This is a genomic window from Stenotrophomonas sp. AR029 (assembly GCF_047520695.2).
GTDB classification, from domain to species: Bacteria; Pseudomonadota; Gammaproteobacteria; order Xanthomonadales; family Xanthomonadaceae; genus Stenotrophomonas; species Stenotrophomonas sepilia.
On the sequence record NZ_JAXBQQ020000002.1, the window covers coordinates 64,675 to 80,275 of the forward strand.

The following is a 15,601-nucleotide window of genomic DNA, read 5'->3' on the forward strand; positions in this document are numbered from 1 at the left end:
TGCAGCCCCGCCTTACTTCAACCGCTCCACCAACCGCTGCCCCACCTCCAGCGCCGAAGCCGGGTTCTGCCCGGTAATCAGCTCGCGGTCCACCACCACATGCCCGGTCCACGGCGTGGTGTTGCTGCTGAACGTCGCACCCGCCCGCTGCAGCGCGGTCTGCGGGTAGAACTTCATCTCACCGCCACCCAGCAGCGGCTTGGCCTGCTCTTCTTCCTGGTTGCTGATCACCGTCATCTGGTAGCCGCTGTAGATCCACTTCGGCGTGGCCGGCATCGCACCCGCCTCCAGCTTCGCCACGAACCCAGCGGCATCCGGCAGCGTGGACAGCAGCGCGATCGGCCCGTGGCAGACCAGCGCGGTGGTCTTGTTGCGCTGGTGGAAGTCGGCCAGCAACCGGCCCAGCGCCGGGCTCTTCAGCAGGTCCTGCATCGGCGCGTGGCCACCGGGAATGTAGACCGCATCGAAACGCGCGTAGCCCTGCTGCTCGATGCGCGCCAGGCTGACCACCGGCGAGGCCGTCGGCGAGGTCAGTGCCAGTTTCTCCAGCAGGTCCTTGTGCAGCGTCAGCTGCGCGGCATCGTTGCCGAAGTACGCCGGCGTCACCGAGGACGCATCCACCGTCGGCGCCCGCCCCTGCGGCGTGGCGAAGGTCACCTCGTGGCCCGCGTCCAGCAGCAGCTTGACCGGCTGCATCAGCTCATTGAGATAGAAGCCGGTGGACAGCACCTTGCCGTCCTTCAGGTCCAGGTGGTTTTCGTCGGACAGCACCACCAGCACGTTGGCGGCCTGCGCGCCGGTGGCGGCCAAGGTCAGGGCCAGCGCTGCGGCCAGCCGGGTCTTCAGGTTCATGGGGAACTCCTATCGGGGAATGGCCGCCACTTTATTCATCGCTCCAACGGCGATAAATTGGCCTCATCGCAAAACATCTGTTCCCCGGAGAGCCAAATGAGCCGCAAGTTCGACTACCTGGGCGATGTGGAGGTGTTCCTGGCGGTGGTCGAGCACGGCTCGTTCACGGCCGGCGCAGTGGCGCTGTCCACCACGCCCTCGGTGCTGAGCCGCGCGGTCACCCGCCTGGAAGCGCGGCTGGGCCGGCAGCTGCTGCAGCGGACCACCCGCCGCGTGGGCCTGACCGACGCCGGGCGGCTCTATCTGGAACAGGTGCGCACCGCCTTCGGCCTGCTGGACGACGCCGAGCGCGACGTACTGGCCCAGGACGGTGCGCTGGCCGGCCGCGTGCGCCTGAGCGTGCCCACCACCTATGGCCACTACCGGCTGCCGCCCGTGCTGGCGCGCTTTGCGCAGCAGTACCCGCAGGTGCAGGTGGAACTGAACATCACCAACCGCAACGTAGACCTGGTGGCCGAAGGCTTCGACCTGGCCATCCGCCTGGGCCAGCTGCCGGACAGCGGGCTGGTGGCGCGAAAGCTGGAAGACGCGCCGCTGCTGCTGGTGACCGCGCCGGACTATCTGCAGCGCCACGGCACGCCGCAGACGCTGGACGACCTGCAGCAGCACCTGTGCCTGCCCTTCGTGATGCCACGCACCGGGCGGCTTGCGCCGTGGATCTTCCGCGACGACGGGCGCGACGTGGACTGGCTGCCGCGCTCGTCCATCGAGACCTCCGACGATGTGCTGGGCGTGGTGTCGCTGGCGGAACAGGGCATCGGCATCTGCCAGAGCTATGAATTCATCGTGCGCGAGCGATTGCGGCGTGGGCAGCTGGTGGAAGTGCTGCCGCAGCTGCGGGGACGGTCGCGGCCGTTCTCGGTGATCTATGCGCCGCACCGGCGGCAGTCGGCAGCGGCGCGGGCGATGATTGAGCTGTTGGTGGGGAATGCGGCTGAGGATCGCGCTGGCTGAAGCTGCGAGCTTGTTAACGGTGTCGGGTTTGAACCGATTTTCGGGGTGTGCGGTCTGTCGGGTGCCGCTGCCTGCCGAAGCAAACTAAGAACTATTGCAAAGAAGGCCGTCGCGCTATTCGCTTGTGACGTGGGCGATTGCGCCAGTTTGATTCGCCATCAGCAGAGCAGCTGCGCGAATGCGTCCGGCGGTGTCGCGTGTTGCACGAATGGTGCGTGCAACAATAGTTCTTCGCTCTCGGATTCCGCGATTCCTTCGCGAATTTCTATTGGCATTCGAAGCGGGTGCGTAAACACCATGACGTGCCACCGACAACGGGTGGCAGCGGGCGTCCAAACCCGAGACAGATAGTTGTTTACGCTTGCCCGTCGGCACCGTCCTTAACCGGTGCCGGCGGGCAATCCGTCGGCCTTTATGGCGGGCGGTGCGTGGGGGTCTTCGGACCCGCCGGTTATTGACAACTGTCTGTCCCGGTTTGGAACCCGCACCGTCCGCCACCTCTTCGCGGTGGCACTGTTAAGCACAGCCACGGAAGCCGACGCCATGAACGAAGCCGATACCTTTTCCTCGTACACCGTTGTTGAGCCCATCAACGACGACACTCCCCTCCCCGACCTGAACTCCCTGCTCGGCATCCTCAAGCGCATGCGCGGCTGCGAAGGAGCTGATGGGCATCCTTGGCCAGAAACCGATGTGTCACCCGGCCGCCGCGTGAGCCTAGCCAGGAGCGAGCGCGCGATGGTGGGGGCGCTAACGGTGCTGGAGTTGCTGCACGCGGCGGACCGCTGCCGGGTAGCAGCGGAGCCGGAGCGGCATTTGGATGAGGGAGTGGTGGATGGGTTGTTTCTGGCTTGCAGGGGGCTGGTTGAGTGGGCTGGTCACGAGGTTAGACCGGAGTGACTCTCAGCAGCTCTCAATAGGCACCAGTACGGACCTGCCCGCAAGCTCAGTGCCCGCTTCAAGCCAGAAGCGGACATCAGAGACCATGCAAGACTGGCCATGCCTCGCCGCAACAAGACCCCAGCAGCACCAAGCATCGACGCCAGCTGGTTTAACCGACTATCGTTGGTTATGCTCTGGCTGCCTCAGAAGGAATCGGCATGCCACTCCACCCTACCTTTGATGAAATCGGCGAACAGTTGCTGGCGGAGCTACTGCCTGCGCCCGCGACACCAATACCCAAACTATTCCAAATTGGCGATGGATTCGCGATCGGAACGCACATAGGCAATAAGCGTTCAAGGAACGAGGATAGGGTCGCAATCGCACGAGTAGATATCGCCACTCAAGTTTCCTACTCAGCGCACATTATCTGCGACGGAGTAGGAGGATCGCAGCGCGGCGACGAAGCGGCGGCGATTGCTTGCGCGTCGATTGTTTCTCAGCTGAGCTCCCAAACACGCCATCGTCCCCCCGCTCAGCTATTGCCTGAATTGATCAGGACTGCAGATGATGCGGTACGACTTATGCTCGGCGGCGCAGGACAGACGACCCTCTGCATGCTGCTCAATTCAAACCACGGACAGTGCGCCTTGGCAAGCATTGGCGATAGTCGCGCTTACTCATGGGATCAAGGCAGCGAACTGATTCAGCTGACTGAAGACGACACGCTTGCCAATGAAATTAAGCACCACAATCTAGAGCATGCCCAAGCATATCTTAACGCACGCGGCCTAGAGGGAAGCCTATCGCAAGCCCTGGGTGAGCCAGGAAGAACGAGCAACGAACTCAGCATCCACGTGCTGACTGATCGGGGCTTTCCTCCCGGCGGACTACTGCTGGCCACGGACGGAGTCTGGATTAATGATTCAAGCGCATTCAACTTGATTACCAAGCATTCTCGCGGTCCAAGCGAGCTCGTACGTCGCTTGTTAACTTGCGCATCTTGGTTAGGAGGAGTCGATAACGCTTCAGCAATAGCTATTAGAGATCCACAACAAATACCGGACCCTGTCGCACCCACCCCTCGCAATACACGCATAATCTTGTGGCTCGCAGATAAGCAAGTCGTCACGTATCGGTCCACAGCTGAATTCTCGGAACCATACAAGCCACCGATAGAGCAGACCAAGAAGCGCCGAAAGAAGGCAGGCGCCAAGCCCACTCAGTTGGAGTTGCCTGACTCTGATGTAGCAATGAAGGGCAATAACATAGTTGCTGGCCCGGACGACGAGTAGGAGACACGATATGGATACACGGAGGTATGCAATCGCGCCACGGCAAATGGCTGGTGGTTACGGCTCAGTGATAGAAGTCCACGACCGATATCTAGATCGTTCAGTACTGTTCAAGCAGATGCACGACCCTGCGAACAACAGTCAGCTCGTCGCGGAGGTTGCAGCGCTGACGCGCAGCAGGTCGAGACATATTATTGATATCTACGATGTTGATATCGACGAGCGCGGCATGCTAACAGGCATCATTATCGAGAATCTACGTGGCAGGGACTTTCTGAATTTTCACATGGAGGCTGCACAGAGTCCCGCAGAACTCACGAAGGTGATCTACCAGCTTGCTTGCGCTGTGACTGATCTCCACTCAGCCAATATCATCCATCGCGACCTCAAGTTGGAAAACTTCAAGGCGTCTGACGCAGGAATAGTCAAACTGTACGATTTCGGCATCTCGTCTACCTCGGGAACTCATGTAACTACTCAGAATCGAGGCACGCTCGACTACGCGGCGCCGGAACTATTCACTCCAAACGGCGTTGTAACACGTGCATCGGACGTCTATTCCCTCGGGATCTGCTGCTGGAAACTGGCAACAAATCAATTCCCGGCCCAGCTCACGGAGCGGCCGCCACAGAATTCTGGGCCGCCCCCTATGCTAGGCACTCTCGCCCCGTTTGTGGACAGCGAACTCGCGGAGATCATTCACGCATGCATTGATCCGAACCCGACGAACAGACCTAGCGCTCAGCAGGTGAAGGAGCGCTGCGGCACCCTCCTCCTGAAGGGCCAGCACAAAGGCTTGTTCTTCAGCGAGCGATCTACGGTTTATGAGCTCTCGGCCCAACAACCTACTGTTCGAATAAATATTGACCCTTTGGGCGAGCTTCGCGCGGCCTATGACGGAACTCAATTCAAGGTGACAGGCGTTACGGGGAACGTGTTCATCAACAACGTCGCTGCGGTTCCAGGGCAACCCCTTCATGATGCCTGTGTAGTTACATTCGGCTCTTTCGATGTTGGTCGCAATCGCCAGTACATCAGTTTCATTTGCTCTAAACCGGAGATAGTGCTGTGAACGGAATCCTTCTCACTCAGGGCGAAGTCCTCATAGACCGGTATCGAGTGGACGAATACTTGAACGCGGGGGCGATGCAGGAAGTGTATGCCTGCACTGACCTCAAGCTTGGACGTCGTGCGGTGATCAAGATTCCAAAAGGTGGAGTTCGCGATAGACGTTTCAAGCGTGGTGCCGAGATGAGTGCGCGCATCAATCACCACAACATAGCATCCACCTATGACTACCATGACGATAGTCAAAGGACATTCCTAGTTGAGGAGCTCGTCGACGGAACAGATCTAGGTCAGAGATTGGCGAATCAGTTCCAGTTCCTTGACCCTTCGCTGGCGGCACACGTACTTCACAACGTAATTCGCGCAGTACACGAAGCTCATCGCGCGGGAATTTGTCATCGAGATCTAAAGCCCAGCAACATAATGACATCGGACGACTACGCGTTGTCATCGATCAAATTGACCGACTTCGGAATTGCGAAGTTGGCTGAGAGCGAAATTAAGGAGGAAATGGCTGAGTTCGAGCGTGATGAATCCACCCTTACAACGTCCAGCACGCTGCTTGGTGCGATCCCATACATGGCTCCGGAGTGCTGGCGAAGCTGGATCGATGCAGGAAAGCCCATGGATATCTGGGCAATTGGATGCATTGCCTATCAGCTTGTTACTGGAAACCTACCGTTCGGCTCCGGTCGTAGAGCAATTGCGGAAGTCGTCAGAATGGAGCAGGTTGGCGCAGTGAACCTCCCACGCCCCCCCTTGTTCGGCCGTTCAGCCGCGACCCGCGGCTTGGAGGAGGAGATCTGGAGCTTGATTACGCGGTGCCTGGCTGTTGACCCACAAGCACGACCCACCGCATCTGATCTGCTCACGTCCTGTGGCACTTGGTGCTACGCGACAGCAGAGAGACGACTGGGCTCCATCCTTAACTTTGGCGTCACATATGCTGGCGGTGGACGAAGCCAAACTGGCACAATTCAAGACGATGTCCCTTCAAAGTCATACTTCTACCACGCCAGCGAATTCTACGGCCCAGGCAACCCAGCGGCTGGTCAGCGAGTAAGTATTTGCGCCTATCCCGGTTCACCTAGATTGCGCGCAGCGCCAGTACTCTTGCTTCGTCAACCAATCTAGAGTCGGAGAGGGAATCATTCACTTGGCCAATGTTCTCCCCGAATTTCATTGCTGTATGCGACCCCAAACGGTTCTTAGCGAGCCGCCTGAATTGGAACAATCTCTGCAATCGCATCAATACTTCCAATGCTAATAAGCAATGGTGAGAGCAAGCGATCATCCGGGGGAAGTACGGTTAGGCGATGCTCGCATTGATTCGCGTATGCCGCAGGCTTGGAGTACGCCACCCCAAGTTCATGCGGCGCGCCATACCTAACAGAAGCATCCATACTGATTCCACCCGGCACAACCGTTTCAATTTCCGCATGCAAGCGCCCCAGTAGCTCCTCTGGATCATGAATCACCAGGCAAGCATCGACTCCACTGAATCCGCCTGCATCTTCAGGATATCGATGAGAAGAAAAGCAGATCATTAGATAGTCCCGTAGCAAACGATTAGTGAATATCACGTCACCTACCGGGCGTATGAACTGACCATCTTCGCGAGTGATGTAGGCGAGCTCTGGCGTCACCGCTCGACTGCGGCATAGCTCATAGTCCTGGCGGGCAGCGTCGCCCTCAAGTGCCATATAGAAGGAGGCTGGCATTAGCCGGAACTCTCCTAATCGAAGAGACCTGTCCAGCCACCTCAGCTCCGAGTAGCAGTAGAGCTTCTCGGGTCGAGCACAGTCTATTTCCACTAATTAGCCTTCTATTGAAAGGCACAATCATAACTATGGATGCGTCCCAGGGACTGAGACAGCAGACGTTTCAGTGCCCCGTCTCGATTCAATAAGCTCCTCTTTCAAATTAGCATCTGTTCCGGATGCTTTGATTGCGACCTTCCAGCCACTGATGCGTTGGACGCGCAGTAGCGGGCTGGGCCAAGCTGCCCTGCCCGCCGACTTGCCAGCGATGACAAAAAAAGGGCGCCTCTCGGCGCCCTCGTTCTTTCAACTCATTCCCACTCAATAGTAGCCGGCGGCTTCCCCGAGATGTCATAAACCACCCTCGACACCCCCCGCAACTCATTGATGATCCGGTTGCTCACCGTGCCCAGGAACTCATACGGCAGATGCGCCCAATGCGCCGTCATGAAGTCGATCGTCTCCACGGCCCGCAGCGCAATCACCCACTCATAAGCGCGCGCATCGCCCACCACGCCCACCGACTTCACCGGCAGGAACACGGCAAACGCCTGGCTGGTCTTGTCGTACAGGTCCGCCTTGCGCAGCTCATCAATGAAGATGGCATCGGCCTTGGCCAGCAGCTCGGCGTATTCGCGCTTCACTTCGCCCAGGATACGCACGCCCAGGCCCGGGCCCGGGAACGGATGGCGGTAGACCATGGTGCGCGGCAGGCCCAGCTCGACGCCCAGGCGGCGCACTTCGTCCTTGAACAGCTCGCGCAGCGGCTCCACCAGGCCCAGCTTCATGTGCTCCGGCAGGCCGCCCACGTTGTGGTGGCTCTTGATCACATGCGCCTTGCCGGTCTTGCTGCCGGCCGACTCGATCACGTCCGGGTAGATGGTGCCCTGCGCCAGCCACTTGGCGTTCTTCAGCTTGTTCGACTCTTCGTCGAAGATCTCAACGAACAGGTTGCCGATGATCTTGCGCTTGGCTTCCGGGTCGCTCACGCCTTCCAGCGCGGCGAAGTAACGGTCGGCGGCATTCACGCGCACCACCTTCACGCCCATGTGCTCGGCGAACATCGCCATCACCTGGTCGCCTTCCTGCCAGCGCAGCAGGCCGGTGTCCACGAACACGCAGGTCAGCTTCTCGCCGATGGCCTTGTGCAGCAGTGCGGCCACCACGGACGAATCGACGCCGCCGGACAGGCCCAGGATCACTTCGTCATCGCCCACCTGTTCGCGCACGCGGGCAATCTGGTCGTCGATGATGTTGGCGGCGGTCCACAGGGTCTGGCAGCCGCACACGTCCACCACGAAGCGGCGCAGCAGCGCCTGGCCCTGCAGGGTGTGGGTCACTTCCGGGTGGAACTGCACGCCGTACCAGCGCTTTTCTTCGTTGGCCATGGCGGCCACCGGAATGCGGTCGGTGGTGGCGGTAATGGTGAAGCCCGGCGGTGCAACGGAGACATGGTCGCCGTGGCTCATCCAGACATTCAGCTTCGGCTCGCCGCCGTGGTCGCTCAGGCCCTTGAACAGCGCATCCGGGTTGATCACGTTCACTTCGGCGTGGCCGAACTCGCGCTGGTCAGCCGCTTCGGTGGCACCGCCCAGCTGCGCGGCCAGGGTCTGCATGCCGTAGCAGATGCCGAAGATCGGCAGGCCGCTGTCGAACACTTCCTGCGGCGCAGCCGGGGCACCCGGCAGCGTGGTCGATTCCGGGCCACCGGACAGGATGATGCCCTTGGCGCCAAACGCGGCGATCTCGGCCGGGTTGTGGTCCCAGGCCCAGATTTCGCAGTAGACGCCCAGCTCGCGGATGCGGCGGGCGATCAGCTGCGTGTACTGCGCGCCGAAATCGAGGATGAGGATCTTGTCGTTATGGATGTTGGTCATGGTGCCGTTCCAGTGGTGTTTTTCGCAGTGCCCGGCGCTTCAAGGCTCTGCGTCAGCGTGGCGATGAACGCCTCGCGTTGTTGAATATGTGAGGGGTCTTCCTCGTCCCAGCGCAGCATCAGCAGGCCGTGCGGTGCGTTGGGGTTGGCGCGGTCAGCGCGCGGCAGCTCGGCGATTTCCTGCACTTCGGTGCCAGGTACGAGGCGACGTTGCAGTGCGGCCATCGAGAAGCCCGAATCTGCAGCGCCCCAGGACGCCCATTGCACGCTCATCCGTGCGGGCTCCAGCGCGCCCAGTACTGGCGTCAGCACCGGATCATCCGGCCCGTGCAGCAGCTCGGTAATGCATTGCAGCGTGACCTGCAGCGGGCGCTCACCGGTGCCTTTCAGCAGCCAACGCTGCGCGCCAGCGGCCTGCACCTGCCAGCCCTTCGGCAGCGAGAACGCGTTCTGGCACGCCTGTACGTCCTTCACTTGCGAAACCGCCGCGCCCGGAGACCCGGAGCGCGGCGGCGGTTCGGACAACGAACAGCCTGCCATCAGCAGGCTGCCCGTAATCGCAAGAGCAGTTCGCAAGCGCATCAGGCGCGGTAGTTCGGCGGCTCTTTGGTGATGGTCACGTCGTGGACGTGGCTCTCACGCTGGCCGGCGCCGCTGATCTTCACGAACTTGGGCTTGCTGCGCATCTCGTCGATGGTGGCGCAGCCCACGTAGCCCATGGTGGCGCGCAGGCCGCCCATCAGCTGGTGGATGATGCCGCCCACCGGGCCGCGATACGGCACGCGGCCTTCGATGCCTTCCGGCACCAGCTTGTCGGCGGTGGCGGCGTCCTGGAAGTAGCGGTCCTTCGACCCCTTCTCCATGGCAGCCAGCGAACCCATGCCGCGGTAGCTCTTGTACGAACGGCCCTGGTACAGCTCGGTCTCGCCCGGCGATTCCTCGGTACCGGCCAGCAGGCCACCGACCATGATGGTCGAGGCACCGGCGGCCAGCGCCTTGCCGATGTCGCCCGAGTAGCGGATGCCACCGTCGGCGATCAGCGGGATGCGGTCCTGCAGCGCTTCGGCCACCAGATCGATGGCGGTGACCTGCGGCACGCCGACGCCGGCGACGACGCGGGTGGTGCAGATCGAACCTGGGCCGATGCCGACCTTCACTGCGTCAGCGCCGCTGTCCAGCAGCGCCAGTGCGGCTTCGCCGGTGCAGATGTTGCCACCGATGACCTGCACGTTCGGGAAGTTCTTCTTGACCCAGCTGACGCGGTCCAGCACGCCCTGCGAGTGGCCGTGCGCGGTATCGACCACGATCACGTCCACGCCGGCGGCGACCAGCGCTTCCACGCGGCGATCGGTATCGCCACCCACGCCGACGGCCGCGCCGACCAGCAGGCGGGTCGACAGATCCTTGGCAGCGTTGGGGAAGTCGGTGTTCTTCTGGATGTCCTTGACGGTGATCAGGCCACGCAGTTCGAACGAATCGTTGACCACCAGCACCTTTTCGATGCGGTTGCGGTGCAGCAGCTGCAGCACTTCGTCGGACGCGGCGCCTTCCTTGACCGTGATCAGGCGATCCTTCTTGGTCATGATGTGGCGGACCGGATCATCCAGCTCGGTCTCGAAGCGCATGTCGCGGTGGGTCACGATGCCGGCCAGCAGGCCGTCGCTACCCACCACCGGCACGCCGGAGATGTTGTGCGCCTGGGTCAGGGCCAGTACGTCGCGGATGGTGGTTTCCGGGCCGACGGTGATCGGGTCGCGGATGACACCGGCCTCGAACTTCTTGACCTTGGCCACTTCCGCGGCCTGCTGTTCCAGGCTGAGATTCTTGTGGATGATGCCCATGCCGCCGAGCTGGGCCATGGCGATGGCCAGGCGGGCTTCGGTGACGGTGTCCATGGCGGCGGACAGGATCGGAAGCTTCAGCTTCAGGTCTCGGGTCAACCGCGTTTCGAGGTTGACGTCCTTGGGCAGGATGGTCGAGTGGGCGGGGACGAGCGAGACGTCGTCGTAAGTGAGTGCTTCAGCCTGGATGCGCAGCATCGGCATACCCGAGATGTGGGGAAGCGCGACATTTTACCCTGTTTTCGCGCCGCGTGGCAGGGGGTAGATGCGACGCAGTGTCGCGCGGGCGGTGATCGGTTCAGGAGGGTTTGGAACCTGCCTCGGTGGGTGCGGACCGTTGGTCCGCACTGCCTTCATACACCTGTGCACCGGCATTGTGCCGACCAACGGTCGGCACCCACCTTGAGAGGATCACCCGAGCCAGCCCTGAAGCGCCTTTGGTGGGTGCGGACCGTTGGTCCGCACTATCCCTCAGGCACCTGAGAACAGCCCCAAGTGAGGTCAGCTCAGCGCTTCTGCCGCTTCCAGGGTGTTCTGCATCAACGTGGCCACGGTCATCGGGCCCACGCCACCCGGCACCGGGGTGATCCAGCTGGCCCGCTGGGCGGCGGCCTCAAACCCGACATCGCCCACCAACCGGCCGTCATCCAAGCGGTTGATGCCCACGTCGATCACCACCGCGCCCGGCTTCACCCACTCGCCCGGCACGATGCCCGGGCGACCGACCGCCACCACCAGGATGTCGGCGTTGCGCACGGCCTGTTCCAGCACGTCCTTGGGGGTGAACTTGTGGCAGCTGGTCACGGTGCAGCCGGCGATCAGCAGCTCCAGGCCCATCGGGCGGCCGACGTGGTTGCTGACGCCCACGATGGTGGCGTTGCGGCCGCGCACCGGCTGGTCGGTGTGGCCCAGCAGCGTGGTGATGCCACGCGGGGTGCACGGGCGCAGGCCGAACTCGCGCAGAGCCAGGTGGCCGACGTTTTCCGGGTGGAAGCCGTCCACGTCCTTGCGCGGGTCGATGCGCTGGATCAGCCGGCGCGCGTCGGGGATCCCCGGCAGCGGCAGCTGGATCAGGATGCCGTTGATCTTCGGATCGGCGTTGAGCTGGTCGATCAGCTCGAGCAGCTCGGCTTCGGTGGTCCCGGCCGGCAGATCGTAGTCATGCGCTTCGATGCCGACCTTCTCGGCGGCACGGCGCTTGTTGCGCACATACACGGTCGAGGCCGGGTCGCCACCGACCAGCACCACGGCCAGGCCCGGGCGGCTGCCACCAGCAGCCACGCGGGCGTCGACGCGCACCTTCAGGCTGTCGAGCAGGTCCTCGGCGATGCGGCGGCCATCAAGGATGCGGGCAGAATGCTGGGGGGCGGAATCGGTCATCGGGGGCAGGCGTGGGGCGGCGGGGACGCTATTGTCCCTGATTCAGGCCCCCTCGCCCACCGACTTTGGCGATCCCCCACCTGCCTGGTAGTGCCGGCCGCTGGCCGGCAACCCCATGACGTCGGAACGTTTCCGTATCCGCCGGCCAGCGGCCGGCATTACCAACCGCCGGCTTCGGCAATTCCCCACACGGTAGTGCCGGCCGCTGGCCGGCACCCTCATGTGGTCGGAACGTTTGCACATTTGCCGGCCAGCGGCCGGCACTACCGGGCTTTATTCTTCCTCTTCCGGCACGTCCTGCGGGTTCAACGTCTTGCTTGCCCGCTTCGGTGCGGTGAACGGCGTCGGCGTCGGCACGCCCTGGCCGGAGTTGCCGAACACCATCTTGGCGCCGGCATTCAGACCACCACCGGCAATCTCCAGCTCGAAGCGCTCGGCGTCGCGGCGACGGATCTGCTCGGCAATTTCGATCGCATCGTCCTCGTCCGCACCCAGTTCCACCAGTGCGGCCTGGCCGAACAGCACCGCCGATTCAAACGTCTCGCGGATCTGGAAATCAACACCGGCATGGATCAACCGCAGCGAATGCTCGCGGTCGAACGAGCGCACCATCAGCTTGGCCTGCGGGAACTCGTGCGACACCAGCTCAACAATGCGATCAGCCGCCTCGGCCTTGTCCACGCACACCGCAATAGCACGTGCGGTGGCCGCGCCCGAGGCATGCAGCACGTCCAGTCGCGTACCGTCGCCGTAGTAGATCTTGAAACCGAAGCGCGCCGCGCTCTGGATCATCTCCACATCGTTGTCGATGATGGTCACGTCCACGTCGCGCGCCAGCAGCGACTGGCTGGCGACCTGGCCGAAGCGACCGAAGCCGATCAGCAGCACGCTGCCGGACAGGCCATCGGCCTCGTCCACGCCGTCCATGTTCACCGTCGGCTTCGGTGCGATGCGCTTGTAGACCAGCACCACCAGCGGGGTCAGCGCCATCGACAGCACCACCACGGCGGTGAAGTTGGCATTGATCTTCAGGTTGATCACGCCGGCCGATGCGGCGGCGGAGAACAGCACGAAGGCGAACTCGCCGCCCTGCGCCATCAGCACGCCGCGGTCCAGCGCCTGCGCGTGGTCGCTGCCCATGATGCGCGCGACCACGTAGATGCACAGCGCCTTGGCCGCCATCAACGCCAGCACCAGGCCGAGGATCAGCTGCCAGTTGCCGGCCACCACGCCCAGGTCCAGCGCAATGCCGACGCTGAGGAAGAACAGGCCCAGCAGGATGCCGCGGAACGGCTCGATGTCCGCTTCGATCTGGTGGCGGAAGGTCGACTCGCTCAGCAGCACGCCGGCCAGGAACGCGCCCATCGCCATCGACAGGCCCGACAGCTGCATCAGCAGCGCCGCGCCCAGCACCACCAGCAGCGCGGCGGCGGTCATCACCTCGCGCGCCTTCGATTCGGCCAGCACGCGGAACAGCGGGTTGAGCAGGAAGCGGCCGACCAGCACCAGGCCGACGATGGCACCCACGCCGATCGCCACCGACAGCCAGCGCGAGCCCTCGCCATCGGCACTGCCCGCGCCGGGCGCCATCCACGCCACAAGGGCCAGCAACGGCACGATCAGCAGGTCTTCGAACAGCAGGATGGAGACGATCTTCTGCCCCGACGGCAGCGCGATGTCACCGCGCTCGGCCAGCAGCTGCATCACCACCGCGGTGGAGGTGAGCACGAAGCCGGTGGCGCCGATGAAGGCCACTTGCCACGGCAGGCCGAACAGCTTGGCGATGCTGGTCAGCACCAGCGCACAGGTGACGATCTGCAGCGTGCCCAGCCCGAAGATCTCCTTGCGCAGACTCCACAGGTGCGAGGGCCGCATTTCCAGGCCGATCACGAACAGGAACATCACCACGCCGAGCTCGGCGGTATGCAGGATCGCCTGCGGGTCGGAGAACCAGCCCAGCCCGAACGGTCCGATCGCCAGGCCAGCGGCGAAGTAGCCCAGCACCGAGCCCAGGCCGGCCCTGCGGAACAAAGGCACCATCACCACCGCCGCGCCCAACAGGGCCACGACCTTGACCAGCTCGCTGGTCGCTGCTTCTACCGCCATGCGGTATGTTCCCCGAGATCCAGAATCGGGTTCAACAATAGAGCAATGCCGATGACGGCAATAGCACGCATGTTGCGCCGGATTGTCTTGGAGGTGGAACGATGCCGGGAGTGGCCCCCAACATCATCCCGAATCCATGCACGTCGCTGTAGAGCCGAGCCCACGCTCGGCTGCTCTTCGTGCCGAGGCAAGAAGCAGCCGAGCATGGGCTCGGCTCTACAGTAGATCCACGCCATGCGTGGATGACGCACAGCCGCCGCGCCCCGGTAGATCCACGCCATGCGTGGATGAATCCCCGGCCAGCCTCACCCACCCCGGCAGAACGCGGCGTAATCGATATATCCCGGGAACGGCACACCCGGCGCGCACACCGGGCACTGCGGGTCCGGCCGGATGCCGGTCTCGCGGAAGCGCATGCCCAGCGCATCGAAGCGCAGCAGGCGGCCCACCAGCGGCTCGCCGATGCCCAGCAGCAGCTTCAGCACCTCGGTGGCCTGCAGCACGCCGGCCAGGCCAGGCAGCACGCCCAGCACACCGGCCTCGGAACAGTTCGGCGCAAACTCCGGCGGCGGCGGTTCCGGGAACAGGCAGCGGTAGCACGGCGCCACGCCGCGCTGGCGACCGGCGTCAAACACGCTTACCTGGCCGTCAAAGCGCTCGATGGCGGCATACACCAGCGGTTTGGCGTGCTTGATGCAGGCGTCGTTGAGCAGGTAGCGCAGCGGGAAGTTGTCCGAGCCATCCAGCACAACGTCCACGCCCTCGAGCAGCGCATCCACGTTCTCAGAGGTCACCCGCTCCGGCACCGCCTCGACCTCGATCGACGGATTCAACGCCAGCAGCCGCTCGCGCGCGGAATCGACCTTGAGCTGGCCGACGCTGGCTTCGGTATGCACGATCTGCCGATGCAGGTTGCTGCGCTCCACGCGGTCGTGGTCGGCGAAGCGCAGGTGCCCTACCCCGGCGGCAGCCAGATAGAAGCCGGCCGGCGCACCAAGGCCGCCCGCACCCAGCACCAGCACGCGCGAATCCTGCAGCCGGCGCTGGCCGGCCTCGCCCACCTGTGGCAGCAGCAGATGCCGCGAATAGCGATCAAAGAAATCGCGGTCGGCGGCGCTGGCCAGCGGCTGCACCAAGGGCAGCGACTGCTCGCGCCAGGCCACGGTACCGCCCGTCACGGACGCGACCTGGGTGTAGCCGGCCTCCAGCAGGAACTGCACGGCATCGGCCGAGCGCTTGCCGCTCTGGCAGATCAGCAGGATCTCCTGGTCGCGCCGCGGCAGATGCGCGGCCGGGTCGGCCTGCAGCTCGCCCTTGGCCACGCCGCGCGCGCCCTCGGCCATCCCGCCGGCCCGTTCATGCGCCTCGCGCACATCGATCAGCACGGCGCCATGGGCCAGGCGCTCGCGTGCCTGCGCGGGGGAAAGCTCTTGGATGCTCATGGCCGCATTATCGCGCACGTGGCGGCAGGCCGCCTTGACCGATACCTGCAAACATGGGGTAGTGCCGGCCGCTGGCCGGCATGGC

Annotated in this window: 13 protein-coding genes; 5 read left to right on the plus strand and 8 right to left on the minus strand. The window is 63.2% G+C overall.

Annotated elements, in window-relative coordinates; translation table 11 throughout:
* Positions 1–12: 12 nt before the first annotated feature.
* The gene (locus ACM0PB_RS06755) at positions 13–852 is read right to left on the minus strand and encodes a type 1 glutamine amidotransferase domain-containing protein (RefSeq protein ID WP_414604536.1); all 840 of its coding nucleotides are present in this window, start codon (positions 850–852) and stop codon (positions 13–15) included.
* Positions 853–948: 96 nt separating this feature from the next.
* On the opposite strand from ACM0PB_RS06755, the gene ACM0PB_RS06760 reads away from it, so the two are divergent.
* The 5 genes from ACM0PB_RS06760 to ACM0PB_RS06780 all read left to right on the plus strand — a co-directional run bounded on the left by ACM0PB_RS06760 (position 949) and on the right by ACM0PB_RS06780 (position 6,245).
* On the plus strand, positions 949–1,866 hold the full coding sequence (locus ACM0PB_RS06760) for a LysR family transcriptional regulator (protein WP_414604535.1): 918 nt from the start codon (positions 949–951) through the stop codon (positions 1,864–1,866).
* A gap of 543 nt (positions 1,867–2,409) precedes the next feature.
* On the plus strand, positions 2,410–2,766 hold the full coding sequence (locus ACM0PB_RS06765) for a hypothetical protein (RefSeq protein ID WP_262219630.1): 357 nt from the start codon (positions 2,410–2,412) through the stop codon (positions 2,764–2,766).
* Positions 2,767–2,966: 200 nt separating this feature from the next.
* The gene (locus ACM0PB_RS06770; protein WP_414604534.1) at positions 2,967–4,043 is read left to right on the plus strand and encodes a PP2C family protein-serine/threonine phosphatase; all 1,077 of its coding nucleotides are present in this window, start codon (positions 2,967–2,969) and stop codon (positions 4,041–4,043) included.
* Between the two features lie 10 nt (positions 4,044–4,053).
* Entirely contained in the window at positions 4,054–5,115 is a 1,062-nt protein-coding gene (locus tag ACM0PB_RS06775; protein ID WP_414604533.1) for a protein kinase domain-containing protein, read from the plus strand.
* On the plus strand, positions 5,112–6,245 hold the full coding sequence (locus tag ACM0PB_RS06780) for a serine/threonine-protein kinase (protein ID WP_414604532.1): 1,134 nt from the start codon (positions 5,112–5,114) through the stop codon (positions 6,243–6,245). The genes ACM0PB_RS06775 and ACM0PB_RS06780 overlap by 4 nt, the downstream gene beginning before the upstream one ends.
* 74 nt (positions 6,246–6,319) lie before the next feature.
* On the opposite strand, the gene ACM0PB_RS06785 is transcribed toward ACM0PB_RS06780, so the two are convergent.
* The 7 genes from ACM0PB_RS06785 to moeB form a co-directional block, all read right to left on the minus strand.
* Positions 6,320–6,832, minus strand: a complete 513-nt coding sequence (locus tag ACM0PB_RS06785) for a hypothetical protein (RefSeq protein ID WP_414604531.1) — start codon at positions 6,830–6,832, stop codon at positions 6,320–6,322.
* Positions 6,833–7,182: 350 nt separating this feature from the next.
* A complete protein-coding gene (guaA, locus tag ACM0PB_RS06790; protein ID WP_005413109.1) occupies positions 7,183–8,748 on the minus strand; it encodes a glutamine-hydrolyzing GMP synthase in 1,566 nt (521 codons plus the stop codon).
* Positions 8,745–9,221 (minus strand): hypothetical protein, encoded by a 477-nt coding sequence (locus tag ACM0PB_RS06795; protein WP_414604530.1) that lies wholly within the window; start codon positions 9,219–9,221, stop codon positions 8,745–8,747. Before ACM0PB_RS06795 ends, guaA begins: the two co-directional genes overlap by 4 nt.
* A gap of 107 nt (positions 9,222–9,328) precedes the next feature.
* Positions 9,329–10,786 (minus strand): IMP dehydrogenase, encoded by a 1,458-nt coding sequence (gene guaB / locus ACM0PB_RS06800; protein WP_014036909.1) that lies wholly within the window; start codon positions 10,784–10,786, stop codon positions 9,329–9,331.
* A 303-nt stretch (positions 10,787–11,089) separates the two neighbouring features.
* Positions 11,090–11,968, minus strand: coding sequence for a bifunctional methylenetetrahydrofolate dehydrogenase/methenyltetrahydrofolate cyclohydrolase FolD (gene folD, locus ACM0PB_RS06805; protein ID WP_414604529.1), 879 nt, complete (start codon positions 11,966–11,968; stop codon positions 11,090–11,092).
* Positions 11,969–12,241: 273 nt separating this feature from the next.
* On the minus strand, positions 12,242–14,074 hold the full coding sequence (locus ACM0PB_RS06810; RefSeq protein ID WP_414604528.1) for a monovalent cation:proton antiporter-2 (CPA2) family protein: 1,833 nt from the start codon (positions 14,072–14,074) through the stop codon (positions 12,242–12,244).
* A gap of 305 nt (positions 14,075–14,379) precedes the next feature.
* Positions 14,380–15,516: a molybdopterin-synthase adenylyltransferase MoeB gene (gene moeB, locus ACM0PB_RS06815; RefSeq protein WP_414604527.1), complete on the minus strand. Its 1,137-nt coding sequence runs from the start codon at positions 15,514–15,516 to the stop codon at positions 14,380–14,382.
* Positions 15,517–15,601: the final 85 nt, after the last annotated feature.